General features: G+C 68.4%; 23 protein-coding genes and 1 tRNA gene. 11 read left to right on the top strand and 13 right to left on the bottom strand.

Annotated elements, in window-relative coordinates:
• Positions 1-51: 51 nt before the first annotated feature.
• Genes AAEX57_RS01085 through AAEX57_RS01060 form a run of 6 tightly spaced genes read right to left on the bottom strand, consistent with a single transcriptional unit; the run spans position 52 to position 5,796 of the window.
• A complete protein-coding gene (locus AAEX57_RS01085) occupies positions 52-1,062 on the bottom strand; it encodes an aldo/keto reductase (protein WP_342090386.1) in 1,011 nt (336 codons plus the stop codon).
• On the bottom strand, positions 1,059-2,021 hold the full coding sequence (locus AAEX57_RS01080) for a Gfo/Idh/MocA family oxidoreductase (RefSeq protein WP_342090385.1): 963 nt from the start codon (positions 2,019-2,021) through the stop codon (positions 1,059-1,061). The genes AAEX57_RS01085 and AAEX57_RS01080 overlap by 4 nt, the downstream gene beginning before the upstream one ends.
• A 36-nt stretch (positions 2,022-2,057) precedes the next feature.
• The gene (ligK, locus tag AAEX57_RS01075; RefSeq protein WP_342090384.1) at positions 2,058-2,747 is read right to left on the bottom strand and encodes a 4-carboxy-4-hydroxy-2-oxoadipate aldolase/oxaloacetate decarboxylase; all 690 of its coding nucleotides are present in this window, start codon (positions 2,745-2,747) and stop codon (positions 2,058-2,060) included.
• A gap of 24 nt (positions 2,748-2,771) precedes the next feature.
• On the bottom strand, positions 2,772-3,797 hold the full coding sequence (locus AAEX57_RS01070; protein WP_342090383.1) for an amidohydrolase family protein: 1,026 nt from the start codon (positions 3,795-3,797) through the stop codon (positions 2,772-2,774).
• The gene (locus tag AAEX57_RS01065; RefSeq protein ID WP_342090382.1) at positions 3,794-4,531 is read right to left on the bottom strand and encodes a molybdate ABC transporter substrate-binding protein; all 738 of its coding nucleotides are present in this window, start codon (positions 4,529-4,531) and stop codon (positions 3,794-3,796) included. The genes AAEX57_RS01070 and AAEX57_RS01065 overlap by 4 nt, the downstream gene beginning before the upstream one ends.
• Positions 4,528-5,796: an MFS transporter gene (locus AAEX57_RS01060; RefSeq protein ID WP_342090381.1), complete on the bottom strand. Its 1,269-nt coding sequence runs from the start codon at positions 5,794-5,796 to the stop codon at positions 4,528-4,530. Before AAEX57_RS01060 ends, AAEX57_RS01065 begins: the two co-directional genes overlap by 4 nt.
• Before the next feature lie 136 nt (positions 5,797-5,932).
• On the opposite strand from AAEX57_RS01060, the gene AAEX57_RS01055 reads away from it, so the two are divergent.
• Together AAEX57_RS01055 and AAEX57_RS01050 are read left to right on the top strand one after the other, a co-directional pair.
• A complete protein-coding gene (locus AAEX57_RS01055) occupies positions 5,933-6,862 on the top strand; it encodes a LysR family transcriptional regulator (RefSeq protein WP_342090380.1) in 930 nt (309 codons plus the stop codon).
• A gap of 62 nt (positions 6,863-6,924) precedes the next feature.
• On the top strand, positions 6,925-7,542 hold the full coding sequence (locus tag AAEX57_RS01050; protein ID WP_342090379.1) for an HAD family hydrolase: 618 nt from the start codon (positions 6,925-6,927) through the stop codon (positions 7,540-7,542).
• 102 nt (positions 7,543-7,644) lie between these two features.
• On the opposite strand, the gene AAEX57_RS01045 is transcribed toward AAEX57_RS01050, so the two are convergent.
• Complete coding sequence (locus tag AAEX57_RS01045) at positions 7,645-8,571, bottom strand: 1,4-dihydroxy-2-naphthoyl-CoA synthase (protein ID WP_342090378.1); 927 nt, start codon at positions 8,569-8,571, stop codon at positions 7,645-7,647.
• A gap of 103 nt (positions 8,572-8,674) precedes the next feature.
• Here AAEX57_RS01045 and AAEX57_RS01040 point away from each other — a divergent pair, with 103 nt between their 5' ends.
• From AAEX57_RS01040 to AAEX57_RS01030, 3 genes are read left to right on the top strand one after another with little or no spacing between them, the layout of a single operon-like run.
• Complete coding sequence (locus AAEX57_RS01040) at positions 8,675-9,055, top strand: YidH family protein (protein WP_342090377.1); 381 nt, start codon at positions 8,675-8,677, stop codon at positions 9,053-9,055.
• Positions 9,052-9,381, top strand: a complete 330-nt coding sequence (locus tag AAEX57_RS01035; RefSeq protein ID WP_342090376.1) for a DUF202 domain-containing protein — start codon at positions 9,052-9,054, stop codon at positions 9,379-9,381. The genes AAEX57_RS01040 and AAEX57_RS01035 overlap by 4 nt, the downstream gene beginning before the upstream one ends.
• The gene (locus tag AAEX57_RS01030; protein WP_342090375.1) at positions 9,378-10,247 is read left to right on the top strand and encodes a bile acid:sodium symporter family protein; all 870 of its coding nucleotides are present in this window, start codon (positions 9,378-9,380) and stop codon (positions 10,245-10,247) included. The genes AAEX57_RS01035 and AAEX57_RS01030 overlap by 4 nt, the downstream gene beginning before the upstream one ends.
• On the opposite strand, the gene AAEX57_RS01025 is transcribed toward AAEX57_RS01030, so the two are convergent.
• From AAEX57_RS01025 to AAEX57_RS01005, 5 genes are read right to left on the bottom strand one after another with little or no spacing between them, the layout of a single operon-like run.
• Positions 10,244-10,969, bottom strand: a complete 726-nt coding sequence (locus AAEX57_RS01025) for an IclR family transcriptional regulator (protein WP_342097733.1) — start codon at positions 10,967-10,969, stop codon at positions 10,244-10,246. The two genes, AAEX57_RS01030 and AAEX57_RS01025, sit on opposite strands and share 4 nt — an antisense overlap.
• A 4-nt stretch (positions 10,970-10,973) precedes the next feature.
• A complete protein-coding gene (locus AAEX57_RS01020) occupies positions 10,974-12,410 on the bottom strand; it encodes an MFS transporter (protein ID WP_342090365.1) in 1,437 nt (478 codons plus the stop codon).
• A gap of 50 nt (positions 12,411-12,460) precedes the next feature.
• Positions 12,461-13,678, bottom strand: a complete 1,218-nt coding sequence (locus AAEX57_RS01015; protein WP_342090364.1) for a cytochrome P450 — start codon at positions 13,676-13,678, stop codon at positions 12,461-12,463.
• Between the two features lie 24 nt (positions 13,679-13,702).
• Entirely contained in the window at positions 13,703-14,671 is a 969-nt protein-coding gene (locus AAEX57_RS01010; protein WP_342090363.1) for a PDR/VanB family oxidoreductase, read from the bottom strand.
• Positions 14,668-15,453 carry an SDR family oxidoreductase gene (locus AAEX57_RS01005; protein ID WP_342090362.1) on the bottom strand — a complete coding sequence of 262 codons (786 nt, stop codon included), beginning with the start codon at positions 15,451-15,453 and terminating at the stop codon, positions 14,668-14,670. Before AAEX57_RS01005 ends, AAEX57_RS01010 begins: the two co-directional genes overlap by 4 nt.
• 231 nt (positions 15,454-15,684) lie before the next feature.
• Between AAEX57_RS01005 and AAEX57_RS01000 the strand changes: the two genes are divergently transcribed.
• The 5 genes from AAEX57_RS01000 to nrfD all read left to right on the top strand — a co-directional run bounded on the left by AAEX57_RS01000 (position 15,685) and on the right by nrfD (position 23,887).
• Complete coding sequence (locus tag AAEX57_RS01000; RefSeq protein ID WP_342090361.1) at positions 15,685-17,067, top strand: aldehyde dehydrogenase family protein; 1,383 nt, start codon at positions 15,685-15,687, stop codon at positions 17,065-17,067.
• A gap of 36 nt (positions 17,068-17,103) precedes the next feature.
• Entirely contained in the window at positions 17,104-18,066 is a 963-nt protein-coding gene (locus tag AAEX57_RS00995) for an MBL fold metallo-hydrolase (RefSeq protein WP_342090360.1), read from the top strand.
• A 288-nt stretch (positions 18,067-18,354) separates the two neighbouring features.
• Complete coding sequence (gene fdh, locus AAEX57_RS00990) at positions 18,355-21,741, top strand: formate dehydrogenase (protein WP_342090359.1); 3,387 nt, start codon at positions 18,355-18,357, stop codon at positions 21,739-21,741.
• Positions 21,738-22,790, top strand: a complete 1,053-nt coding sequence (locus AAEX57_RS00985; RefSeq protein WP_342090358.1) for a 4Fe-4S dicluster domain-containing protein — start codon at positions 21,738-21,740, stop codon at positions 22,788-22,790. The genes fdh and AAEX57_RS00985 overlap by 4 nt, the downstream gene beginning before the upstream one ends.
• Positions 22,787-23,887, top strand: a complete 1,101-nt coding sequence (nrfD, locus tag AAEX57_RS00980) for an NrfD/PsrC family molybdoenzyme membrane anchor subunit (RefSeq protein ID WP_342090357.1) — start codon at positions 22,787-22,789, stop codon at positions 23,885-23,887. Before AAEX57_RS00985 ends, nrfD begins: the two co-directional genes overlap by 4 nt.
• A gap of 33 nt (positions 23,888-23,920) precedes the next feature.
• Here the strand turns inward: nrfD and selD are convergent, their stop codons facing one another.
• Positions 23,921-24,931 carry a selenide, water dikinase SelD gene (gene selD, locus AAEX57_RS00975; RefSeq protein ID WP_342090356.1) on the bottom strand — a complete coding sequence of 337 codons (1,011 nt, stop codon included), beginning with the start codon at positions 24,929-24,931 and terminating at the stop codon, positions 23,921-23,923.
• Positions 24,932-25,200: 269 nt separating this feature from the next.
• Between selD and AAEX57_RS00970 the strand changes: the two genes are divergently transcribed.
• Positions 25,201-25,296: transfer RNA gene (locus AAEX57_RS00970), tRNA-Sec, on the top strand.
• Positions 25,297-25,317 lie beyond the last annotated feature (21 nt).

Raw genomic sequence — 25,317 nt, 5'->3', positions numbered from 1 at the left:
CGACGGGGTGTGCCTGGTGTTGTGTGTGTTGTGTTGTCTGGTGCGTGATGCTCAGAAGGTTTCGGCGTCCACCTCGTCGAGCTGGGCATCCTGATAGCGCGGTCCGGCGACGGTGCGCTGGTTGATCAGCTCGTCCACCCGGCGGGCCAGGTCTTCGTCGAGCCGAACCTGGGCCGCGGCGACGTCCTCCCGGAGGTGTTCGCTGCTGGTGGTTCCGGGGATCGGCACCACCGACGCGCTGCGCTTCAACAGCCAGGCCAGCGAGAGCTGGGCGGGGGTGCTGCCGGCCTCGCGGGCCAGCTCGGCCAGCTGGTCGACCAGGGCCAGGTTGTGGCCGAAGTTCTCCGACTGGAAACGCGGCATCGGGCGGCGGATGTCACCGGCGGGCAGCTGCTGCGGGTCACGAACGGCGCCGGCGAGCATCCCTCGACCCAGCGGGCTGAAGGCCACCAGGGCGATCCGGTCGCGCTCGCAGGCGTCGATCATGGCGATCTCCGCATTGCGGGTCCACAACGAGTACTCGTTCTGCACCGCGGCAATCGGGTGCACCTGCTGCGCCTCGCCCAGCCGCTGCACCGACACCTCGGACAGGCCGATGGCTCGCACCTTGCCCTGCTCCACCAGCTCCGCGACGGCCCCGACGCTCTCGGCGATCGGCACCTGCTTGTCCCAGCGGTGCAGGTAGTACAGGTCGATCACGTCGACGCCGAGCCGCCGCAGCGACTCGTCGCACATCCGCTTGATCGCCTCGGGACGTCCGTCGATCACCTTCGTGCCGTCCACCAGCTGCATCACGCCCTTGCTGGCCAGCACCACCTCGTCGCGGCGGGTGCGCAGCACGCGACCCACCAGCTCCTCGTTTCGGCCACCGCCGTAGAGCGCGGCGGTGTCCAGGAAGGTGACGCCCAGGTCGATCGCCTCGTTCAGCAGTGCTTCCCCATCCTGCTCGCTGGGGCGCGGCTGGTAGGCGTGGCTGAGGTTCATGCAGCCCAGCCCGATCGCGGAGACCTCGAAGGGTCCGACGCGACGGGTGGGCAGCGTGCTGACCGGTGCGGAGCTCATCGGTTCAGCTGTTCCTCGAGCTGGCCGAGCACCTCGTAGCAGCCCATCACCTGACGGACGCTGGAGTTCGGCTCCCGCCCCTCGCGGATGGCGGCGACGAATTCCCGATCCTGCAGTTCGATGCCGTTCATGCTGACATCCACCTGGCTGACGTCGATCGGCTCCTCCTTGCCGTTGACCAGATCGTCGTAGCGGGCGATGTAGGTGCCGGTGTCGCCGATGTAGCGGAAGAAGGTGCCCAGCGGGCCGTCGTTGTTGAAGGACAGGCTGAGCGTGCAGATGGCGTCGTTGGCGGCCTTCAGCTGGATGGACATGTCCATCGCGATGCCCAGCTCGGGATGGATCGGGCCCTGGATGGCATGGGCCTCGACGATCGGCGAGTTGGCCTGGTAGGCGAACAGGTCGACGGTGTGCGCGGCGTGGTGCCACAGCAGGTGGTCGGTCCAGGTGCGGGGCTCACCCTTGGCATTGATGTTCTTCCGGCGGAAGAAGTAGGTCTGCACATCCATCTGCTGGATGTTGAACTCGCCCGCCAGCACCTTGTTGTGCACCCACTGGTGCGAGGGGTTGAAGCGCCGGGTGTGCCCCACCATCGCCACCGTGCCGGAGGCCTCGGCGGCGGCCAGCACCTCCTGCGCGTCGGGCAGCGAGTCGGCGACGGGGATCTCCACCTGCGCGTGCTTGCCCGCCTTGAGGGTCTGGATGATCTGGCTGGCGTGCACCGGGGTGGGGGTGGCCAGGATCACCGCATCGACGTCGTCCATCTCCAGCACGGCGTCCAGACCGGCGACGGCGCGCTCGACGCCGGTCTTCTGGGCCAGCGCCGCCAGGTCGTCATCGGCAGACCCGGCGACGGCCACCACCTCGGCGTCCTGGATGTTCCTCAGACCCTCCAGGTGCTTCATGCCGAAGGCGCCACCGGCGCCGACCACTGCCACGCGAACGGGTGCATTGCTCATGGTTGAAATCCTTTGCTGGGTTGGTCGGGTGTCTGGTCAGTCGAGGTAGGTGAGGCCGGCGGCCTCGAGTCCCTCGCGCATCTTGTACATGTCCAGGCCGAGTTCGCCGGAGCGGAAGCGTTCCCGCTTCTGCCCTTCGAACTCTTCCCGTTTGCGGGCGGCCTCGGCAACCGGGCCGGCCAGCTCGGCGGGCACCACGACGACGCCGTCGACGTCGGCGACCACCACGTCGCCGGGGTTGACCAGCGCATTGGCGCAGACGACGGGGATGTTCACGCTGCCCAGGGTGGCCTTGATGGTGCCCTTGGAGTTGATCGCGCGGCTGAAGACCGGGAACTGCATCTCTTCCAGGTCATCCACGTCGCGAACACCGCCGTCGATCACCAGGCCCTTGCAGCCACGGGCCTGCAGGCTGGTGGCCAGCAGGTCACCGAAGAAGCCGTCCTCGCTCTCGGTGGTGCAGCCGGCGATCAGCACGTCGCCGGGCTGCACCTGCTCCACGGCGACGTGGAACATCCAGTTGTCGCCGGGCTGCAGCAGCACGGTCACGGCGGGGCCGCACATCTTCGCGCCCTTCCAGACGGGGCGGATGTAGGGGCGCATCAGCCCTACCCGGCCCATCGCCTCGTGGATGCTGGCGACGCCGTACTTCGAGAGCTCCTCGACGGCGGCCGGGTCGGCGCGCTGGATGTTGCGGTGGACGATGCCCAGATTGTTGAGTCGCATGGATTCTCCTGTGGTGGCGGCGGTTCAGAGGCCGCGGGCGGTCAGCTGCTGGTCAAGGCGGGGGTAGACGGTGCGCACGTTCTGGCTGAGCACCTGGGTCTTCTCCTCGTCGGTGAGCCGGTCGGTGGCCTGCACATAGCGCAAGGTGTCGTCGAAGTAGTGCCCGGTGCGCGGGTCGATGTCGCGGACGGCGCCGATCATCTCCGAGGCGAACAGGATGTTCTTGACCGGCACGACGCTGGTCAGCAGGTCGATGCCCGGCTGGTGGTAGACGCAGGTGTCGAAGAAGACGTTGTTCAGCAGGTGCTCCTCCAGCTCCGGCTTCTTCAGCGCCATGGCCAGGCCACGGAAACGTCCCCAGTGGTAGGGCACCGCGCCGCCGCCGTGCGGGATCACGAACTTCAGCTCCGGGAAGTCGGAGAACAGGTCGCCCTGGATCAGCTGCATGAAGGCAGTGGTGTCCGCATTGAGGTAGTGCGCGCCGGTGGTGTGGAAGGCCGGGTTGCAGGAGGTGGAGACGTGGATCATGGCGGGGATCTGGTATTCCACCATCGCCTCGTAGATCGGGTACCAGGACTTGTCGGTCAGCGGCGGGGCGGTCCACTTGCCGCCCGACGGGTCGGGGTTCAGGTTGATCGTGACCGCGCCCAGCTCCTCCACCACGCGTCGCAGCTCGGGCAGGCTGGTGGCCGGATCCGCGCCGGGCGACTGCGGCAGCATCGCACCCATCGCGAACCGGTCCGGGTAGAGCTGGCTGACCCGGTAGCACAGGTCATTGCAGATGGTGGCCCAGCGCTTGCTGACCTCCAGGTCACCGATGTGGTGCGCCATGAACGACGCGCGGGGGCTGAAGATGGTCAGGTCGGTTCCGCGTTCGTTCATCAGCTTCAGCTGGTTGGCCTCCAACGACTCACGGATCTGGTCATCGGTGATCACCGGATCCGACGCGGGGTTGTCGCCCTTGCCGTCGACGAAGGCGATCTGCTGGCCGCGCCAGTCACCCAGCGGCTTCGGCGCGGTGGTGTAGTGGCCGTGACAGTCGATGATCATGAACGCTCCTTGCACTCATTGCGGATGGCGGTGGCAGGCGTCATCCCGTGACGCTCCACCAAGGACTGGTTCTGCGGGTCGGTCAGGAAGTCGACGAAGGCCGCGGCAGCCTCGGGGTGCTGGCTGGCGCCGCCGACGGCGGCGCTGAAGACCGAGCTGATCGCGTGCGGGGCGGGCAGCGGGCCCAGGACGGTGACACCGTCGGTGCCGACCATCTCGCTGAGCTGCTGCAGCCCCAAGTCGATCTCGCCAGCCGCGAGCATCCCGGCGACCGGCAACCCTGGTCGGGCCTGCACCAGCCGTCCGTCAAGCTCGTCGCGGATGCCCAGCTCGTCCAGCATGGCAAGGAAGGCCTGACCGCTCGGGCCGGTGGAATAGCCGATCCGCTGCCCGGCCAGCAGCAGGCCGCACAGCTCGTCGGAGGTCTCCGGAGCCCTAGTGTCACGGTTGGCGGGCACCCCCAGCACGGCGTCGGAGACGAAGACCGGACGGACGCTCCCGGCCAGCAGATGACCCTCAGTGGCCAGCTTGTTCACCGCACCCTGGGCCAGCACGACCACGTCGGCGGACTCCCCGGCCCGGACCGCGTCGGCAACCGCCACACCACCACCGGCGGTGAAGGCGATCTGGGCGACACCACGATCGGCAGCCAGCTCGGCCAGGGCAGCCAGCAAATGCCGAGTGGCCATGGAGCTCACACCCCGCAGCTGGATCTCCTCGTCGCCGTGACTCATGCCGGCGCTCCCTGATGCGTGAGCGTCTCGTCGTCGCTGATGTGGAGCCTTGCCAGATCCTGCTCGTGCGGCAGGGTGAAGATCGCCAGCAGGCCCAGCACGGCGACTCCGGCAAAGAAGTAGAAGCCCCACGGGTAGGCCAGGCCGGCGTTCACCAGGGCGCCGGTGACCAGCGGCCCGACGATGGCGCCGAGCCGGCCGATGCCCGCAGCAAGACCCATCGCGGTGCTGCGCACCTCCGCGGGGAAGGCGTGGGTGACGTAGGCGTAGATCAACACCTGGGCGCTGAAGACGAAGATGCCGGTGACCAGCACCACCATGTTCAGCGCCACCGTGCTGGACATCTTGATGCTGAGCGCAGCGAGCAGCACCGCGGCGGCGGCAAACCAGATCAGGATGGTGGAGCGCACCCCGCGCCGGTCGGCCAGTTTGCCGGCCACCAGCAGGCCCACCACGGCACCCAGGTTGAGGATGAACAGCATCACCAGCGAGCCAGACATGCTGTAGCCCGCCTTCTGCATCAGCTGCGGCAGCCAGGTGTTCAGGCCGTAGACCAGCAACAGGCCCATGAAGCAGCCGACCCAGACGCCGACATTCGCGCGCATCAACCGCGGGTGGAAGATGCTGGCCTTCTGGCCGTCGTCCTTCTGCTGGGCGGCCAGGAAAGCATGCGACTCGGGCAGCTTGAACCAGACCAGCGGCAGCAGGAGCAGGCCGGCAACACCGCCCAGGTAGAACAGGATGTGCCAGTCGGGCACGACGGCGATGGCCACCAGCGACGCGATCACCGCGCCGACGTGATAGCCGGTCATGGTCAGGGTGCTGGCGTGCGAGCGGTTCTCGTCGGGCATGTGCTCGCTCATGAAGGTGAGCGCGACCGGCAGGCAGGCGCCCAGACCGACGCCGGCAATGGCGCGGAAACCGGCGAACATGGCGACCGAGGTGGAGAACGGGATGGCCAGGGTGAAGATCGAGAAGAGCAGGATCGAGCCCAGCAGCACCACGCGCCGCCCGACCCGGTCAGCCAGGGAACCGACCAGGGCGGCGCCGATCGCCACACCGACCAGCGAGGCGGTGGCCACCGAGGTGGCTCCGGCAACGGTGAAGCCCAGGTGCTGGGTCTTGAGCAGGGTGGGAATGACGGCGCCCAGCATCACCAGGTCAAGACCGTCCAGCAGCACCGTGAGCCAGCACAGGGCCACGGGCCAACGATCAAGCTGACCGGAAGTTCCCCCGGCTGCGGGGGCGAACTGGGTGGTCGCCATCGATCCTCCTCAAGGTTTCGGCGCGACTCCATCGTCACGCGCTTGCTGTGAACTATTTCACAGAGCATCTCCCGTGAGAACAAAAGTGGGATCGAAGTTACGCGCAACTGCCATAGATCTGATCTATTGTTTTGGCATGGCATCGGCCGATCTGAACCTGACCAGAGCTTTCGTCGCGATCTACGAAACGGGATCGGTCACCTCCGCCGCCCAACGACTACAACTCTCCCAACCCACCGTCACCCACGCCCTGAACCGGTTGCGACGGCAGATGGGCGACGAGCTCTTCCTGCGCGAACGACGCGGCGTGACCCCCACCGCCCGCGCACGCCGGGCCTACCCGGTCTTCGTCGAGGCGCTCAATGCCATCGACGCGGTCTTCCAGACCGACACCCACTTTGATCCGGACCGGGCCACCACCTTCCACCTGGCCCTGTCCGATGCCGGCGAGGCCTTCCTGCTGCCGCTGCTCTGGCGGGCGCTGCACGGCCGCTCCCCCGCGTCGACGTTGAAGATCCAGCCACTGCACGTGGATCAGGTGGAAGATCAGGTGCTGCGAGGCGAACTGGACGGCTTCATCTCCGGCGCAGACTTCGACTCCCGACGGTTGGAACGTCGAGAGCTCTTCCAGGAGCACTACGTCGCGATGCTCTCGGACACCCACCCCCGGATCGACGCCGAACTGACCCGACATCGCTTCGAGGCGGAGCAGCATGTGGTGGTGCAGGGCGCGATCGGGCACACCGCCCCGCCCCGGCAGCAGCGCGACCGTCGAGTACGAGTGGGGGTGGAGGTGCCGCGCTACTCGGCCCTGCCGAATCTGTTGCGCAACAGCGAACTGGTGGCAATCGTCCCGCAATACGTGGCGGAAACCTTCGCCAGCAGCGGCGGGCTGCGCTGCCTGCCGTTGCCCTGGCAGATCAAGCCGGTCACCCTGTCCGCCTGGAGCCGGCACGCGCACGCCCGCTCCCCGGAGCAGTCCTGGCTGCTGGACCTCATCGTCGACGCGGTGAGCGGGGTCAACCCCGCAGCGGGTGGCGGACCGCCAGAGTTGAGACCCCGCTGACACGTGACCTGGACCCCACGAGAGACTGGAGCCACGACCCCTGCCACCAGGAGCTGCCCACCATGCCACTCACCACCCTGCTGCTCGACTGCGACGGCGTCCTGCAGACCAATCCCGGGTTCCGCCTGGGCATGACCGCCCGGCTTGAAGAACTGGGCAACCCGATCAGTTCCGACGACTTCTTCGTCCAGCTCTTCGCCCGGGAGAAGCCCCTGCTGGTGCGCCGCGACGGGCTGCGCGAAGAGGTCGAGGCGTTGCTCGCCGAACTGTCGCTGCCCGTGACCGCCGACGAGGTCTTCCACCTGTGGAATGACACCACCCCGCTGCCCGGGGTGCTGGACCTGATGGACCAGGTGCGCGAACGCGGCACCAAGGTCTACCTGGCCACCAACCAGCAGGCCATCCGCGGCGAGCACATGAAGGACAACCTGCCCTATGCCGAGCACACCGACGGCGCCTTCTACAGCTACGAGATGGGGGTGGCCAAGCCGTCGCCCGACTTCTTCACCCACATCCTCGACACCCTGGGGATCGCCCCGGCCGAGGCTCTGTTCATCGACGACGTCGCCGCCAACGCCGAGGGTGCCCGCGCGGCAGGGCTGCAGGCGGTGTACCTCGAGGACCGCTTCAACGTGGAGGCGTTGACCCGGATCATCCGCAACGCCGGTCTGCTGGGCTGACGCGAGCGCAGGCAGCCCTCGACATGCTCGGGGACCGTGGTCCGGTCCCTGCGCAGGCCACGCATGCACGATGGCCGAGCCCGTCGAGGCCCACCAGCAAACTCAGTAGTAGTACGGGAAGTCGGACCAGTCGGGGTCACGCTTCTGCAGGAAGGAGTCCCGACCTTCGACGGCCTCGTCGGTCATGTAGGCCAGCCGAGTGGTCTCGCCGGCGAAGATCTGCTGGCCGATCAGGCCGTCGTCGATCGCGTTGAAGGCGTACTTGAGCATCCGCTGGGCCGTCGGGGACTTGCCGCAGATGATCTTGGCCCAGGCGAGCCCCTCGTCCTCCAGCTGGGCGTGCGGCACCACCTTGTTGACGGTGCCCATCTCGTAGGCGCGCTGCGCATCGTAGGTCTGGCCCAGGAAGAAGATCTCGCGCGCCACCTTCTGCCCCACCTGGCGGGCCAGGTAGGCCGAGCCGAATCCGGCGTCGAAGGAGCCGACGTCGGCGTCGGTCTGCTTGAACTTCGCGTGCTCGGCGGAGGCAAGGGTCATGTCGCAGACCACGTGCAGCGAGTGGCCGCCGCCGGCCGCCCAGCCGTTGACCAGCGCAATCACCGGCTTGGGCATGAAACGGATCAGCCGCTGCACCTCCAGGATGTGCAACCGGCCCAGCTTGGCCTGATCAATCGGCGACGGCTTGGCGGAGCCGTCATTGGCCGCGGCGCCGGCGTCGGTCTCGGCCAGGTAGCCGGCCTTGCCGCGGATCCGCTGGTCGCCGCCGGAGCAGAAGGCCCAGCCGCCGTCCTTGGCACTGGGGCCGTTGCCGGTGATCAGCACGCAGCCGATGTCGGCGCTGGTCCGGGCATGTTCCAGGGCGGTGTAGAGCTCGTCGACGGTGTGCGGCCGGAAGGCATTGCGCACCTCGGGCCGGTTGATGGCCACGCGAACGCACGGCACGTCCTTGGCGCGGTGGTAGGTGATGTCGGTGAAGTCGAAGCCGGGGACCTCGTCCCACAGTTCGGGTTTGAAGGGGTTGTCGACCATGGACGGGAGCCTATCGGGCCTCCGACCACACACCTCTGCCGACACTGTCGCTGAGTGGAAGGCCAACCCCCACGTCCCCGGTCTGCTTCCTAGTCTGGAGAGCATGGATCATGAGGATGACCGCCAACGGCGACGGGGATTATCCCAGCTGATTCTAGGTGGGGGCACCGAACCGGACCCACGGTTCTCGCTGGCCAATGAGCGCACCTTCCTCGCCTGGATCCGCACCTCCCTGGCCCTGTTCGCCGGCGGCGTGGGGCTGGAGGCCTTCGCAGGTGACGCCTTCCCCGAAGGCATCAGGACCGCATTGGTGGCGGCCCTGCTCGCCACCGGGATGCTCCTGGCCGCGAGCGCCACCATTCGTTGGGCGCAGATCGAGCGGGCCATGCGGCACGGTCGCCCCCTCCCACTCCCGTGGATCGGGGCCGTGCTCGCCCTGGGTGTCTCGGTCGCCCTCGGTGTCTTTGTGGGGCACCTGCTGTGAGCCACCCGCAGTGGTCACCCCGCACCGATTCCGGCCTGCAACCGGAGCGGACCACCCTCGCCTGGGAACGCACCCTGCTCGCCCATCTGGGCGTCACCTGTCTGATGCTGCGCTGGCTCACCCACGGCCCGCCGATGATCCTGCCCCTGGTCGTCCTTTCCGGGATCGCCGTCGTCGCCGTGCGTCTGTCGCTGTCGCGTAGCCACCGACGATCTTTGGGCGGTGTCGACGCGGTGACGGGCTCGGACTGCCTGCCCCAGGTGCACGTGCTGGGTGGCGCCACCTTCCTGCTCGGCCTCAGTGGTCTGTGGGTGCTCCTGGCATGACCCTTGACCAGATTTCCGGGATGGTGGCCGCCGTCGCCGTGCCCCTGTTCGCCGTCGCCAGCACCGCGTCGGTCGGCCTGCGATTCACCCCCCGTCAGATCCTGGCCCCGTTGCAGCAGGGGCGGCTGGTGCTGGCCGGGATGGTGGGCAACTTCGTGGTGGCCCCACTGCTCGCCGTGGGACTGTGCGCCCTGTTCCCCGTCACCCCCGAGGCACGCAGCGGGCTGGTCACACTGGCCTGCGCCGCGGGCGCCCCTTTCTCCCTCCAACTGTCCGCCCTGGCCGGGGCCAGCATGGGTGTCGCCTCCGGGTTGATGCTCACCAGCCTGGTGGCCACCACCGTCTTCCTGCCCCTCGTCCTGCCCCGGCTCCTGTCCGGCATGGACGTCCAGGCGGCGGACCTGGCACTGCTGCTCTGCTGGACGATGGTCTTCCCCCTGCTGGCCGGTTCCGCACTCGCCAGCAGGGCTCCGCGCCTGGCCGGGGTGGGCGCCCCCGTGGTGGGCCGGATCGCGCGGGTCTCCATGGTGGTGATGCTGGTGAACCAGGCGGTCGCGGACCACCGGGAGATCGCGGAGCTGGCCAGCACCGTCGCGATCGTTGCCATCACGGGGATGATCGTGCTGACCTGCCTTGCGGGCTGGCTCCTCGGACGCCTCCTGGGGGTCTCGGGGCTGAGCGTCGCCCTGTCCGTCTCACAACGCAACATGGCAGCGGGGACGCTGGTGGCATCGGCCAACCTGCCGGGCTCCTCCGCAGTCACTTGCGTGGTGCTGAGCGGCTTCATGGCCCTGGCAGTCTTGCTGCCCGTGGCCGGGCTGCTGGGGCGACGAGGCACACCGCGCCCGGATGCCGCGGAACCCTAGTTCTCACGCATCTCCCGACCGACCATGGCACGGGAGATCGCCGCGGAGGTGACCTTGAGAGCGGGCACGACGCGACTCGGGTCCTCCAGCGGCGCGACGGTCACGATGCCCAGCGCCGCCACCACCTCACCGCCAAGCCCGAAGACGGGGACCGCCAGACCCCAGGCCCCGTCCACCTGTTCCTCGGCAGTGGTGGCCCAACCGCGCCGCCCGATCAGGCCGAGCTCCTCCCGCAGGAGCGATGAGCTGGCGATGGAATGGGCGGTCTCCTTGGTGAGGGCCAGCACGCTCAATGGGTCCTCGCCCAGTGCCCCGTGCGCCAGGAAAACCTTCCCGGCGGCGCTGGTGTGCAGGGGCAACCTGTCCCCCGGCACCGCGAATGGCTCCCCCACTGCGGAGCCGGACATCCTCTCGACGAGCAGGGCCCGATCCGTGTCCAGCACGAAGAGGTTGACGATCTGCCGGGTGGCGGCCAGCAGGTCTTGCATGAAGGGGGAAGCCACCTGCCGCAGCCCCCGCTGGACCGGGGAGAGCATCCCCAGCTCCCAGACGAGGTGACCGATCGTGAACTGCCCGTTCTGCTGCTGGGCCACCAGCCCGAGTCGCGTCATCTCGCGCAGCATCCGGTGGCAGGTGGCCAGGGGAATGCCGGACCGGCGGCAGACCTGGGTCAAGGTCTGCCGCCGGTGCTGCTGGTCGAAGGTGCGCAGGAGCTGCACCACCCGTTCAGCCTGGCTGACGCCCGGCCGTGATGTGTTCCCCGCCACCGGTCTCCCCCTCCATCGGCCCGTCGAGGTCTGTTTCCTCAGTATGGGCCAACAGACCGAGCTTGCGCTGTTCCCGCTGCTGGTTCACGAAGACCAGGCAGCCAAGGCCAGCGGCCGCGAGCAGGACGCCGGTGAGCCGGAAGGCGCTGACATAACCGTCGGCGGGCGTGCTGGCAGCCCCGATCAGGAAACCGGCCACCGACGGGGCCACCACACCGCCCATCGACAGCCCGGCATTGGCGACGTTCAGGTGGGCCGGGCGCTGCGCGATGGTGGTCAGTTCCCCGACGATCAGGTAGGTGACGGCGAACAGGGCCGGCGCGGTGCCGAAGCCTACGGATAGCAGGACCAGTGCCAGCACGGGATTGCCCACATAGGTGGACACGGCCAGGCTGGTGCCGGCCAGCAGCCCGGCGAGCCCAACGACCAGGCCGCGCGCCCAGCGGGTCGGCACGCCCTTGAGGTCGAGCCGCTGGGTGAGGTTACTCAGCGCGATGGTGCAGATGAAGCCCCAGGCGGCGGGCAGGGCGATCATGCTCCCGGCGGCCCGACGGGAGTAGCCCAGCACCGTCTCGAAGTAGGCGGGCCCCCACGAGGTGCACAGCGCGAAAGCCCAGTAGCCGAAGAAGGAGACCAGGACGGCGAAGAACCAGGTCGGGTTGAGGATCGAGCGCAGGAAGGGTACCGGCTCCTCGGCGAGCGAGGGCACGGTCTGCCCGGCGGCATCCGGGCCTTCGATCTCGCGTTCCGCGGCCAGTGAGGTGTAGGGACCGTCCTTGCCCACCACGATCCACACCAGACCCCACACGAGCCCGACGCCCGACAGGCTCAGGAAGGCCACCTTCCAACCGAAGGAGCTGATCAACACGGCGAGGATGGGTGCGAAGGCGACGATCCCGATGGTCACGCCCGACGAGGCGATGGCGGCGGGGGTCGCCCCTCGCTTGGTGGGAAACCACTTGTAGACGCTGTGCATGCACAACGGCGCGTATGGGCCCTCACCGGCGCCGAGCAGGAGCCGCGAGACCCACAGCGCCGGCAGGCTCGCGAAGATCACGACAGGCAGGTTGGAGATGGCCCAGATCCCGCACATGGCCAGGATCAGCCAGCGGCTGGGCACCTTGGTGGACAGCGGGGCGACCAGCAACTGGGAGATCGTGAAGGCCAGGAACATCCCGGAGCTGACCAGACCGAACTGGCCGGGGGTGATGCCCATCTCCTTCATGATCGGGACAGCGGCCAGTCCCATCACGGCCTTGTCCGCCCAGTTGAGCATCATCAGCAGGGTCAGCAGGAGCGTGATCATCCACGCATATCGATTTCGCCTGCCCGGTGACCAGAGCGCCGGGTCGGCCGCAGCGTCGTCGCTGACGCCACGGACGTGGGTGGTGGACATGACATGCCTCCTTTTGGGCATTCGAACTGGTGGGGATTGGAGCTGGTGCTTCAGGCGTGGTCCGGGACTCGTGCCGCAGGGGTCAGTGACAGCGGCAGGGATTCCCAGCCACGAAGGACGTTGTGGATCCAGGGGACGGGCTCGTCGGCCAGCTCGATCCGCTCGAAGCGGGAGGCCAGCGCCGTCAGGACCAGTTCGATCTCCAGGCGGGCGATCGGTTGCCCGACGCACTGGTGCAGGCCCATGCCGAAGGCGACGTGGCCGGAGGCTGACCGCTGCAGGTCGAAGGAGCTGGCATCGGCCCCCCACTTGTCCGGATCATGGTTCGCGGCGCCCAGGAAGACCAGGACCTTGGCTCCCGCGGGCAGCTCGACGCCCTCGATCGAGGTGTCGACCGCGACGGTCCGATGGAACTTCTGGAAGGGGGACTCGACGCGCAGGGCCTCGTCGACGGCGAACTTGGCGAGCTGCGGCTCGGCTCGCAGCGCCTCCCACTGCTCCGGATTGCTGGCCAGGCAGTAGAGGGTGTTGCCGATCCCGAAGACCGTCGTGTCCACGCCGGCGCTGAGCAGGGCGCGGACCAGCAAGGTCGCCTGCTCTGGTGAGACCAGGCCCTGCTCCGCCGCGGCCCAGATCTCGGCCCCGAGACCCGTCGTCGACAGGTTCTCCCGGGCGCAGGAGTCCATGATCCAGGCCGAGACCTTCTCACCCTCGCGGAAGGCATCCTGCCGGATCTGGTTGTCGGCGCCGAAAGCATTGAAGACCATGGACCCGTAGGGCAGCAGGTTCTCGCGGCCAGTTGGCCGCAGGCCAACGGCGTCCGGGAAGACCTTCAGCGGGTAGGGCTCGGCGATGTCCTTGATGCCATCCACCCGATCGCGGCCCAGAAGGCTGTCGCCGAGCTCCTGGGCATGTTCCTCGAAACCGCCGCGGAGCTGGCGCATCTTGGCCGGGTTGATCACGCCGGTCAGGGCGCGGCGCATTGCGGTGTGCGTGGGCGGGTCGGACTCCAGGATCGACGGGGGACGCCACTCGGGGTCCTGCCGGATGTCATTGGGGCCGGCGCCACCGCCGGAGATGTAGGTCTCGAAGTCGGTGAGGATCTCGTAGACCCAGTCATGGCGGGCGACGCCGAAGCACTGGTACTTCTCCACCCAGAAGACGGGCCCCAGCTCGCGCAGCCGGGCGTTCATCGGGTGGGGGTCGGTGATCGACTCCAGGGAGAAGGGGTCGATGTCGGTCACGGGGGCAGTGGTCCTGGTGCTCATGGATGTCTCCTCACGGGGCGGTGGTCACAGGTTGAGGCGCAGGCGGTGGCAGCCATTGGCGGCGCGGGAGACACAGACCATCATCGTCTGGCTGGCCTCCTGCTCGGCCGGGGACAGGACGACGTCGCGATGGTCCACCTCACCGGACAGCACCTCCGTCTCGCAGGTACCGCAGACACCCGCCCGGCAGGAGGACAGGATCCGAGTGCCGGACTCCTCGAGCGCCTCCAGGACGGTTTGGTCCGTGGCCACCTCCACGGTGCGGCCGCTACGGGCCAGTTCCACCTCGAAGGCCTCCATGCTGGCGCCGGCATCGAGGGAGGCGGCCTGGAAGCGTTCGGTGTGCAGGACGCCCGGGGGCCAGCCCCGGGCCCAGTCCTCGATCTCCTCGACCATCCGCGTGGGGCCGCAGGCGTAGATCAGCATCTTCGCGCGGGGCATGGCGAGGTGGTCGGCCAGGTTGACCCGGCCCGTCTCGTGGGCCGGATAGGCCTTGACCCTGTCCGGGTGGTGCTCCTCCAACTCGGGCAGGAAGGCCATCGTCGAGCGGGAACGGCCGGCGTAGACCAGGGTCCATTCGCGCCCCAGCTCCTCGGCCCGCTCGATCATCGGGATGATCGGGGTGATGCCGATCCCGCCTGCGATGAACAGGTATTTGCGGGAGTCCTGGAAGACGAAATTGTTGCGGGGGGCGGAGATCCGCAGCACCTGCCCCTCACGCAGTTGCTCGTGCACCCAGGCTGAGCCACCCCGGGAGTCCGACACGTGCAGCACGCTGACCTGGAGCTGTCGACGCTGGCGCGGCGAGGAGCAGATCGAGTACTGGCGCACATGGTCCGGCATCACGACGTCGACGTGCGAACCAGGTTCCCAAGCGGGGAAGTCGGATCCGTCCGTGCGTTCGAAGGTGAGGCGACGCACGCCGCTGGCCAGCTCCTCGCACTGCCGGACCCGGACCTCCAGCTGCCCGTCGGCCGGGGTGGGGGTGCTCATGCCTGTTCCTCGGAGCGGGCCGCGTGCTCGCTGCGCCAGGCACCCAGACCACCGTCGACGCGGATGTCGGTGCCGTTGACCCAACGGCCCTGCTCCCCCACCAGGAAGGCCACCACGACGGAGATGTCCTCGGGGCTGCCAAAGCGGCCGAGCAGTTGCCCGGCGCCGTTGACCTTGTCCTGGCCGTGGTCGCGACGGAAGTCGTCCAGAATCGGGGTCTGCACCGGGCCCGGGCTGACGGAGGTGACCCGGATACGGCGCTCCACCAGCTGCGCGGCGAAGTGCTCGGTGAGCAACCGGACCGCACGCTTGGACCACAGGTAGGAGGCATCGGCCACGAGTTGCCGGGCGCGCTCCAGCTCGTCGCGGGGGCAGAGGGCGAGCTCCCGGACTGCGGCCGCATGGGCGCGCCAGTCGTCGGCGACCGAGGATGAGAGGTTGACAACGCAGCCGCCGTCCTCGATGCGTGGCAGGCAGGCCGATGTCAGGTCGCGGACCGCGAAGACATTGACGGCGAGCACCGTTTCCACGGGGGCGGTGCCGGGCACGCCGGCGATGTTGACCAGGCCGGACAATTGCTCGGGGAGCTGTTCGACGACCGCGTCGATCCCCTCGGTGGTGGACAGGTCCCCCACGATGAACTGCCCGACGAAGTCCTCCACCGGCGTCCGGTCGACGCCCACCAGCGTGTGGCCTGCCGTCGACAGGCGACGCCAGGTGTCGGCGCCAATTCCCGAGGCGGCCCCGGTGATGACCAAGGGCTTGGGGTCTGTGTTGGGCATCTGCACTCTCCTCGCTCGTTGTGTGGTCCTCGGCGGGTCCGCTCCCCCTCCCGGTCGGCATCGACGCGGGGATGGCGCTGGGACCTGCGAACTCCTCCAGTGTGAGCTTCATCACATCCATGTGGATCAGAATCTTCCACTCAGTAGAAATTCCCGTTCGCGCCGCCGTCGGCGTTTGCAAGCCTTGAACCAGCCAAGACCTGATCGACGGGCGGAAACCGGAGGCGAGCAATGGATCAGCACTACGACGTGTTGGACCCGGCCACATTGGATGTGGTGGGGCAGGCACCCGAGCATTCCCCGGCCGACGTCGACCGGATGGTGGCGCGCGCCGCTGCCGGGATGCGTTCCTGGGCCCAGAGCCACGAAGCACGCGTCGACGCGCTGAGACAGTGTGCCGACGCGATCCGCCGGGACGTCGAGGAGCTGGCCACCCTGCTGTCGCGGGAACAGGGCAAGCCCCTGGCCGAGGCGCGTGGCGAATTCCTCATCGGGGCCGGGATGCTGGATCACTACGCTGCCCTCGACTGGGAGCGCAGCCTGCAGCTGCCCGACCGCGAGGATCGCAGCGTGCGCGTGGACCGCCTACCCGTGGGCGTCACCGGCACCATCACCCCGTGGAACTTCCCGATCTCCCTGCTGCTGGTCAAGCTGGCGCCCGCCCTGACCACCGGCTGCACCGTGGTCTCCAAGCCGTCGCCCACCACCCCGCTGTCGACCATGTCCCTCGTCGAGAAGATGGCCGCCCATCTGCCGGACGGTGTCCTGCAGTGCGCCACGTCCAGCGACCGCACCGTCAACGTGGCTCTTGCCGAGCACCCGCGGGTCCGCAAGATCTCCTTCACCGGCTCGACCGACGTGGGCACCAGGATCCTCGCCCAAGCCGCACCTACCGTGAAACGCGTGACGATGGAGCTGGGCGGCAATGACCCCGCCATCATCCTGCCGGATGCGGATGCCGGATTCACCGGGCAGGCCCTGGTCAGGTCGGCCTTCCGTAATGCGGGGCAGGTCTGCATGGCGGTCAAGCGGGTTTACGTCCCCGCGGACCGGGCGCAGGAAGTGGTCGACGCGATGGTGGCCGAGGCGCAGCGTCTCGTCGTGGGCCCCGGGCTACAACCGTCGACCACGATGGGCCCGATGCACAATGCCAGCCAGCTGAGCTCCGTGCAGGAGATGGTGGACCAGGCCCTGGCGATCGGCGGTCGACGGGTCATCGGCGGTGGCCGGGGCTGTGACCTGCCCGGCCACTTCATGGCCCCAACCATCATCACCGGCCTCGACGACCAGGCACCCCTGGTCCGCGAGGAGCAGTTCGGCGCCGCACTACCCGTGGTGACCTATGACGACGTTGACGAGCTCACCGGTCGCCTCAACGAACAGGAGTGGGGCCTGGGCGCCTCCGTCTGGAGCCCGGACCTGGAACGGGCCCGCGGCGTCGCCGAGCGGATCGAGGCCGGGACCGTGTGGATCAACCAGCACACCCAGGTGGAGCCCGACGCCCCCTTCGGTGGCTGGCGACAGTCCGGTGTCGGCCGGGAGCGCGGCGTGTGGGGCTTGGAGCACTACTTGGAGACCCGGGTCGTCAACGAACGCCCCCACTGTCTACCCTGACCGCCCCCCCTGAACACCTCGAACCCTAGGAAGACCATGCACCCCGACTGCCAGGAGACCCTTGACCTGGGGACCCACCGCGGCCTGAGCGTCATCACCCTCGGCGTGGCGGCCGGACCCGCCATCCGCGGCCCCGAGAACGGCATCGCCACTGCCGTCGTGGTCGATGACCGCTTCTACTTGGTCGACTTCGGCCTGGGCTGCACCCGCGCCGCCCACGAGGCGGGCCTGAGGGGTCGGGACCTGGCTGGCATGTTCATCACCCACCTGCACTCGGACCACGTGGCGGAACTGCCTGGCTACCTGCTGTTCAACTGGGGAAAACCCGTGGACGGGCTGGAGGCGCCGGTCCCCGTGATCGGCCCGGGCCCCGACCCGGAGCGCGCCAGTGGTTCCCTGGCGGGCTCCCGAGGCCTGATGGACTCGATCCTGCGGGGCTTCTCCTATGACCTTGACATCCGGATCCAGGACGAGGGTCGCCCCGAGTTGGGGCGTCTGCTGGAAGTTCGGGAGCTCGACGACTCGTTCAGCGAACCCACCGTCGTCTTTGAGGACAGTCGTGTACGGGTCTTGGCAACCAGCGTCGACCATCCTCCGGTGCAGCCTGCCTATGCCTACCGCTTCGAGACGCTCCACGGATCGGTCACGATCTCGGGGGACACCACCTTCTGCCCCGCACTGGTGGAGCTGGCACGCGGGACGGACCTGCTGGTACACGAGGCCGTGAACGTCGACTTCTACCGGGAGCAGGGATTCTCCGGCGCCTTCCTGAACCACCAGCTGAAGTCGCACACGACGCCGGCCGACGCGGGCCGGGTCGCCTGTCTGTCGGGCGTCGGTCAGCTGGTCCTGTCGCACCTGGCCGGGCGCGCCGAGGACTCGTGGTGGGTGGACCAGGCGGCCTCGGCCTATCGGGGCCCGATCCGTGTCGCCAAGAGCGGGATGGTGCTGCGTGTCGGGCACGCCCCGGGTGATGACGGGCCTGCACCCACCCCCTGACCTTGCCATGGCGTGACTGCCAAACCGGAACCAGTCCCGTGGAAGGTGGATCCACCACCCGGCCCGCAGTCTCGGAGCACTCGGCGCCGCTTCCGAAACTCCGGCTGTCCTCCTCGAACCGCTGCCCTGCCATGGCCGGTGCGGCGCATTCCCGCACCGGGAGGAGCAAGGCCACGGTCCGGGGAGCCAGGCAACAGGCCGGGGAGCAGGCTGTTCATCTCCCGGGTAGTGAAATCTGTCGGAGGTGCTGGTTATGCTGAGTGCACCACGTCAGCTGCAGGAGGTGCCATGGTCAGCCCGAAGAAGTTGCTCGACTGGCCGGTGCTGCGCCAGCTCGGCTCCGGGGACGTGCTGGGCCGCGGGCCCTCCGTTGTCTCCGAGAAGACCGTGAACATCGAGCCGCGGATTGCACAGGCCGATCACGTCGCCCGCAGCGTCTGCCCCTACTGCGCCGTGGGCTGCGGCCAGAAGATCTTTGCCAAGGACGGCAAGATCATCCAGATCGAGGGCGATCCCGATTCCCCGATCAACCGCGGCCGGCTGTGCCCCAAGGGGGCCGCCTCCAAGGAGCTGGTGAGCTCTCCCCGTCGGATCACCAAGGTCCGCTACCGTCGCCCGTACGCCACGGACTGGGAGGATCTGGACCGGGACACGGCCATCGACATGATCGCCGACCGTTTCCTGCAGGCCCGGCACGACTGGTGGCAGGAGCAGGACGAGGCCGGCCACAAGGATCTTCGTCGCACCATGGGCATCGCGTCGCTGGGCGGTGCGGCCCTGGACAATGAAGAGAACTACCTGATCAAGAAGCTCTTCACCGCGGCGGGCGCCATCCAGATCGAGAACCAGGCCCGAATATGACACTCCGCCACGGTTCCCGGTCTGGGAGCCTCCTTTGGGCGCGGCGGCGCCACCCAGTACACGCAGGATCTGGCCAACTCTGACTGCATCATCATCCAGGGTTCCAACATGGCCGAGTGCCATCCGGTTGCCTTCCAATGGGTCACCGAGGCCAAGCTGAAGGGCGCCCGGATCATCCACGTCGATCCGCGCTTCACCCGCACCTCGGCGCAGGCAGACCGGCACATCCCGCTGCGGATCGGCTCCGACATCGTGCTGCTGGGCGCCCTGATCAACCACGTGCTGAGCAATGACCTGTGGTTCAAGGAGTACGTGCTCACCTTCACCAATGCCGCCAGCGTGGTCAGCGACGACTTCCAGGACACCGAGGACCTCGATGGCCTCTTCAGCGGCTACGACGAGGCCAAACACGCCTACGACACCAAGAGCTGGGCCTATGCCACCGAGGGTGGCGACACGGTGGACTCCCCCCAGGGTCATGACGGCCAGACCGAAGCCAAGGCGGGCCAGTCGGAGACCCAGGGTGCCGGCGGTGCGCCGCTGGAGCACGCTCGGATCAAGACCGATCCGACCCTGCAGGACCCCAACTGCGTGCTGAACATCCTCAAGCGGCACTATGCCCGCTACACCCCGGAGATGGTGGAGCAGGCCTGTGGTATCAGTCGGGCGGACTTCGACTACCTGGCGGATGCCATCGTCCAGAATTCGGGCCGGGAGCGCACCACCGCCTTCTGCTACGCCGTGGGCTGGACGCAGCACACCAATGGCGCGCAGGTGATCCGCACGTCGACGATCCTGCAGCTGCTGATGGGCAATGTGGGCCGTCCCGGCTCGGGGATCATGGCGCTGCGCGGGCACGCGTCGATCCAGGGCTCGACGGACATCCCGACGCTGTACAACCTGCTGCCCGGCTACCTGCCGATGCCAATGGCCGGCAAGCACGACAGCTTCCGCGAGTACGTCGACGCGATTGCTTCCAAGCAGCAGAAGGGATTCTGGGCCGACGCCGAGACCTACACGGTCAACCTGATGAAGGCCTGGTGGGGTGAGCACGCCACCAAGGAGAACGACTGGGCCTACCACTACCTGCCCAAGCTGACCGGCGCGCACGGCACCTACCAGACGGTGATGGCGATGCTGGACGGCAAGGTGGACGGCTACTTCCTGCTGGGCCAGAATCCTGGCGTCGCCTCCGCCCATGGCCGGATGCAGCGCCTGGCGATGGCCAAGTTGAAGTGGCTCGTCGTACGGGATCTGCAGATGATCGAGTCGGCCACCTTCTGGCAGGACTCCCCGGAGATCGAGACCGGCGAGTTGAAGACCGAGGACATCGCCACCGAGGTCTTCTTCCTGCCCGCCGCCTCGCATGCGGAGAAGGCCGGCACCTTCACCCAGACCCACCGGCTGGTGCAGTGGCGCGAGAAGGGCGCCAACCCGCCCGGCGAGGCCCAGAGCGACCTGGACTTCTTCCACGAACTGGGCGTGCGGATCCGCGCCAAGCTGGCCGACTCCACCGATCCCCGGGACCGGCCGCTGCTGGACCTCACCTGGGACTATCCCACCGACGAACACGGCGAGGTGGATGCCGAGGCGGTGCTGCGCGAGGTCAACGGCTGCCACGTCGGCGGTGAGCACGACGGCGAGATGCTCAACGGTTTTGGCGAGATGAAGGCGGACGGCTCCACCGCGGGCGGCTGCTGGATCTACTCCGGCATCTTTGCCGGCGGGGTGAACCGGGCAGCACTCAAGGTGCCGAAGGATCAGCAGCCCGCCCCCTATCTGGAGTGGGCGTGGGCCTGGCCGGCGAATCGTCGGGTGCTGTACAACCGGGCCTCGGCCGATGCCGACGGCCGTCCGTGGAGCGAGCGCAAGAAGCTCATCTGGTGGGACGAGGACCAACAGAAATGGGTCGGCGATGACGTGCCGGACTTCCCGGCCACCAAGGCCCCCGGCTTCCGCGCCGAACCCGGTACCGGCGGCGGCGCGGGTCTGGACGGCACCGACGCCTTCATCATGCAGTCCGACGGCAAGGCCTGGCTGTACGCGCCGAAGGGCCTGGTGGACGGGCCGCTGCCCACCCACTACGAGGCGCAGGAGTCACCCGTCGTCAACCCGCTGTACCCGGTGCAGTCCAGCCCGACCCGCAGCATCTTCCGTCGCGCGGACAACCTGTTTGCGGTCTCGGGGACGGGCGCGGGCTCCGAGGTCTACCCGCACGTCTTCACCACCTATCGGCTGACCGAGCACCACACGGCCGGCGGAATGAGCCGCTACCTGCCCTACCTGGCCGAACTGCAGCCCGAACTCTTCTGTGAGATCTCGCCGGAGCTGGCTGAGGCGGAGGGTCTGGAGCACGGCGGCTGGGCGACGATCATCTCCCCACGCGCCGCGATCGAGGTGCGGGTGATGGTGACCCGACGGGTGACGCCGCTGACCATCAACGGCCGGGTGGTGCACCAGATTGGCCTGCCGTACCACTGGGCCAAGGGTGAGCGGGCCGTCGTCGAAGGTGACTCGGTGAACGACCTGCTGGGCATTGCGCTGGATCCGAATGTGCAGATCCAGGAGGGCAAGGTGGCCTCCTGCGCCATCCGCCCCGGGCGTCGGCCACAGGGCGCGGCCAACCTGGAACTCGTCGCCGACTACCAGCGACGCGCTGGCCTGACCCTGGACACGTCGAGCGACGCGGTGGACAACCTGTCGCTGGAGCTGCCCGCCGGTCTGCGTCTGGACGACGAGTGTGAGTTCTGCGCCGCCGAGGCCCAGGAACACACCCACCACCCCGACCATCAGCAGCAGGGAGGCCGGGCGTGAAGGCACTCGACGTGTGGAACCGGCTGAGCGACTACTGGGACCAGCAGCTGGCCTCGGCCACGGACCCGATCAAGGACGCCAACTGGCAGGGCGAGCACCGGCGCAAGGGTTTCTTCACCGACACCTCCATCTGCATCGGCTGCAAGGCCTGTGAGGTGGCCTGCAAGGAGTGGAACCGGGTGCCGGCCCGCGGCCCGGAGGATCACGGCCTGGAATTCTCCGGCGACTCGTATGACAACTCCAACCATCTGGGCGCCAACACCTGGCGCCACGTCGCTTTCATCGAGCAGACCCCACAGCAGCAGATCGCCGCGAAGGAGTCGGGCGCGGTGCTGCTGGGAATGCCGCAGATGCCCGGGAAGCCAGTCACGACGGGCGGTGACGCAACCACGATGGCCGAGCCCGTCGAGGCCTCCCCGCAGGGCATCCAGGCGGTGCGTTGGTTGATGAGCTCCGACGTGTGCAAGCACTGCACGCACGCCGGCTGCCTGGACGTCTGCCCCACCGGCGCGCTCTTCCGCAGCGAGTTCGGCACCGTCGTCGTGCAATCCGACGTGTGCAATGGCTGCGGCTACTGCGTCGCCTCCTGCCCCTTCGGGGTGATCGGGAAGCGGGAGAACGGCACCGTCGAGCTGGGCGACGCCACCCGCCAGCCCGTCCTCAACGGCGGCATCGCGCAGAAGTGCACGTTGTGCTACGACCGGCTGACCGACGGCCTCACCCCGGCCTGCGCGCAGACCTGCCCCACCACCAGCATCAAGTTCGGCAACCACGACGAGATGGTGGCGCTGGCCCGCGAACGGCTGAGAGTGCTGCATGAGCAGGGCCACGGCGAGGCCCGGCTCTACGGCGCCAATCCCGACGACGGGGTGGGCGGCACCGGATCGGTCTTCCTGCTGATGGATGAGCCAGAGGCCTATGGCCTGCCGCCGGACCCGGTGGTCACCACCGCCGACCTGCCGCGAATGTTCACCATGGCAGGGATTGCGGGCACCGCGATGATCGGCGTCGCCCTGTCGGTCTTCGTCGGCAACGGGAGGTACCAGTGACATTCACCGCACTCGACGAGGACCGCGGCGCCCAGTTCCCGCGCAATCCGCTGCGCGGCAAGGGGCGACGACGCAAGCGCCGCGGCGACCCGCATGCCACCGTGCCGGAGGCGGAGTTCACCAGCTACTACGGCCGCAACATCGTCAAACCCGCGCCGTGGGAGCACGAGATTGCCGACTACCTCTTCCTCGGTGGGCTGGCGGCCGGTTCGGCGCTGATCGGTGCCGGGGCGTCGATCACCGGGCGGGCCAAGCTGCGTCGCCGTTCCAGGATCTCGTCGCTGGTGGCGATCGGGCTGGGCGGCAATGCGCTGATCGCGGATCTGGGGCGGCCGGAGCGCTTCCTGAACATGATGCGCACCGCCAAGTTGACCTCGCCGATGAGTGTCGGCAGCTGGATCCTGACCGGTTTCTCGGTGACCACGGGCGCCGCCACCGGGCTGGCGATCCTGCGCGATCCGGACCCGCGGATGGAGCTGGTGCGGCAGAAACTGCACCTGCACCAGGCCGTCGCGCCGTGGCTGAAGTGGGCCGATGGCCTTGCCACGGCCGGATCGGCCTTCTTCAGCCCGCCGCTGGCCGCCTACACCGCGGTGTTGCTGGCTGACACCGCCACTCCCCTGTGGCACGAGAGCTACCGCGAGCTGCCCTTCATCTTCGTCTCCTCCGCGACGGCGGCCGGCTCTGGCCTGGCGATGATCACCTCTCCGGTGGAGGAGACCGGCCCGGTACGCCAGCTGGCCGTGATCGCCGCCGCCTGTGACCTGGGCGCCGACCGGCTGCTGGAGGAACGCCTGGGCGAGGAGGGCACCCCGCTGCACGAAGGCGCCGGTGGCCGTTTCCACACGGCGGCGAAGGCGCTGACCGTTGCCGGTCTGGTGGGTTCCGCCGTTGCCCGACACAACAAGGCCCTCAACATCGCCTCGGGCCTGTGCCTGCTGGGCGGCTCGTTCTGCACCCGCTACGCCTTCTGGCATGCCGGGGTGCAGTCGGCCGAGGACCCGATCTACACGGTTCGCCCGCAGCGTCGTCGCGCCGAGGCCAAGCGCGCCGCGGGCAAGGGCGTCGACCAACCCGGCGGCGAGTGGCCCGCCTGAGTGGTGGGGAACAGTGCCTGACCTCAGATCCGGTCAGCGCACGATGACCGCGGCCTCCTGCTGAGGGACGAACTCGCCGATCACCGTGGCGCCGGGGATCTCGCCGGCCAGCAGCAGCCCGCCCGAGGTCTGGGCGTCGGCCAACAGGATCAACTCCTCCTCGCTCAGGCCGTCGGCGGACAGGTGCGGGCGCACCCAGTCGAGGTTGCGGCGGCTGCCGCCGGGGATGAAACCCTCGTCGATGCTGCGCCGCGCCCCGTCCAGGTAGGGCACCTTGGACGCGTCGATCACGGCGCTCACGCCGGAGGCGCGCGACATCTTGAACAGGTGGCCGAGCAGCCCGAAACCGGTGACGTCGGTCGCGGCCGTGATCCCCGCGTCGAGCGCCGCCTGGGAGGCCTCCCGGTTGAGGGTGGTCATCGACTCGATGGCCTGCGGGAACTTCTCCCCGGTGGCCTTGTGGCGGTTGTTCAGCACGCCGACGCCCAGCGGTTTGGTGAGGCTGATCGGCACCCCGGCCGCCGCGGAATCATTGCGCAGCAGCCGATTGGCATTGCCCAGGCCGGTGACGGCCAGGCCGTAGATCGGTTCGGGGCTGTCGATCGAGTGCCCGCCGGCCAGCGGGATCCCTACCTGCTCACAGATCGCCAGCCCACCACGCAGCACCTCGCTGGCAAGCTCGGTGGGCAGCACACCCCGCGGCCAGCCAAGCAGGTTGATGGCCAGCACCGGCCGGCCACCCATCGCGTAGATGTCGCTGAGCGCATTGGCGGCGGCAATCCGGCCCCAGTCGTAGGCGTCGTCGACGACGGGAGTGAAGAAGTCGGTGGTGGAGATCACCACCTCGTCGTTCGTCGACCCGGGGCTGACCAGCACCGCGGCGGCGTCGTCACCGTCGTCCAGGCCCACCACGAGCTCCGGGTAGCTGCGGCCCACCAGTCCGCGAACCATCTGTTCCAGCTCGCCCGGCGGGATCTTGCAGGCGCAACCGCCGCCGTGGGCGTGCTGGGTGAGACGAGAGGGATCCTTGGGGATGTCGCTCATGTCGCCACCCTAGAGGCCCGGATCCAGCCGGGCCAGCCCCAGTTCCCGAGAATCGACCTCCAGAATTCGTCCGGGACCAGGCCGCAGGCGGCGCCCACCGAGGACAGGTCAGATCCAGAGGGCAATTCTCGGAAATGGGCAGCTGACCCGACATTCGGGCGGTGTCGGCGCCGTCCTGAAACCGGCATCTGGAAGTGGCCTGGCTCAAAGCCTTGCGCCCCAGCTGCCCCGATCGGCTACCCTCGGCGCGGGAGCAGCAGTGTTCCCGAGGAGGCGTCTGGGTTCCTGGTGGGCTCCCCGGTCTTCAAAACCGGTGAGGCCGAGCATCTCGGTCTGGCGGGTTCGATTCCCGTCCGCCTCCGCCACTTCCCCGCAGGAAGGAGAGG

The sequence above is a fragment of the Luteococcus sp. H91 genome (assembly GCF_038433135.1).
Classification (GTDB): domain Bacteria; phylum Actinomycetota; class Actinomycetes; order Propionibacteriales; family Propionibacteriaceae; genus Luteococcus.
The sequence above is the reverse complement of the archived record's forward strand: the minus strand, read 5'-3'. Positions and strand labels throughout refer to the sequence as shown.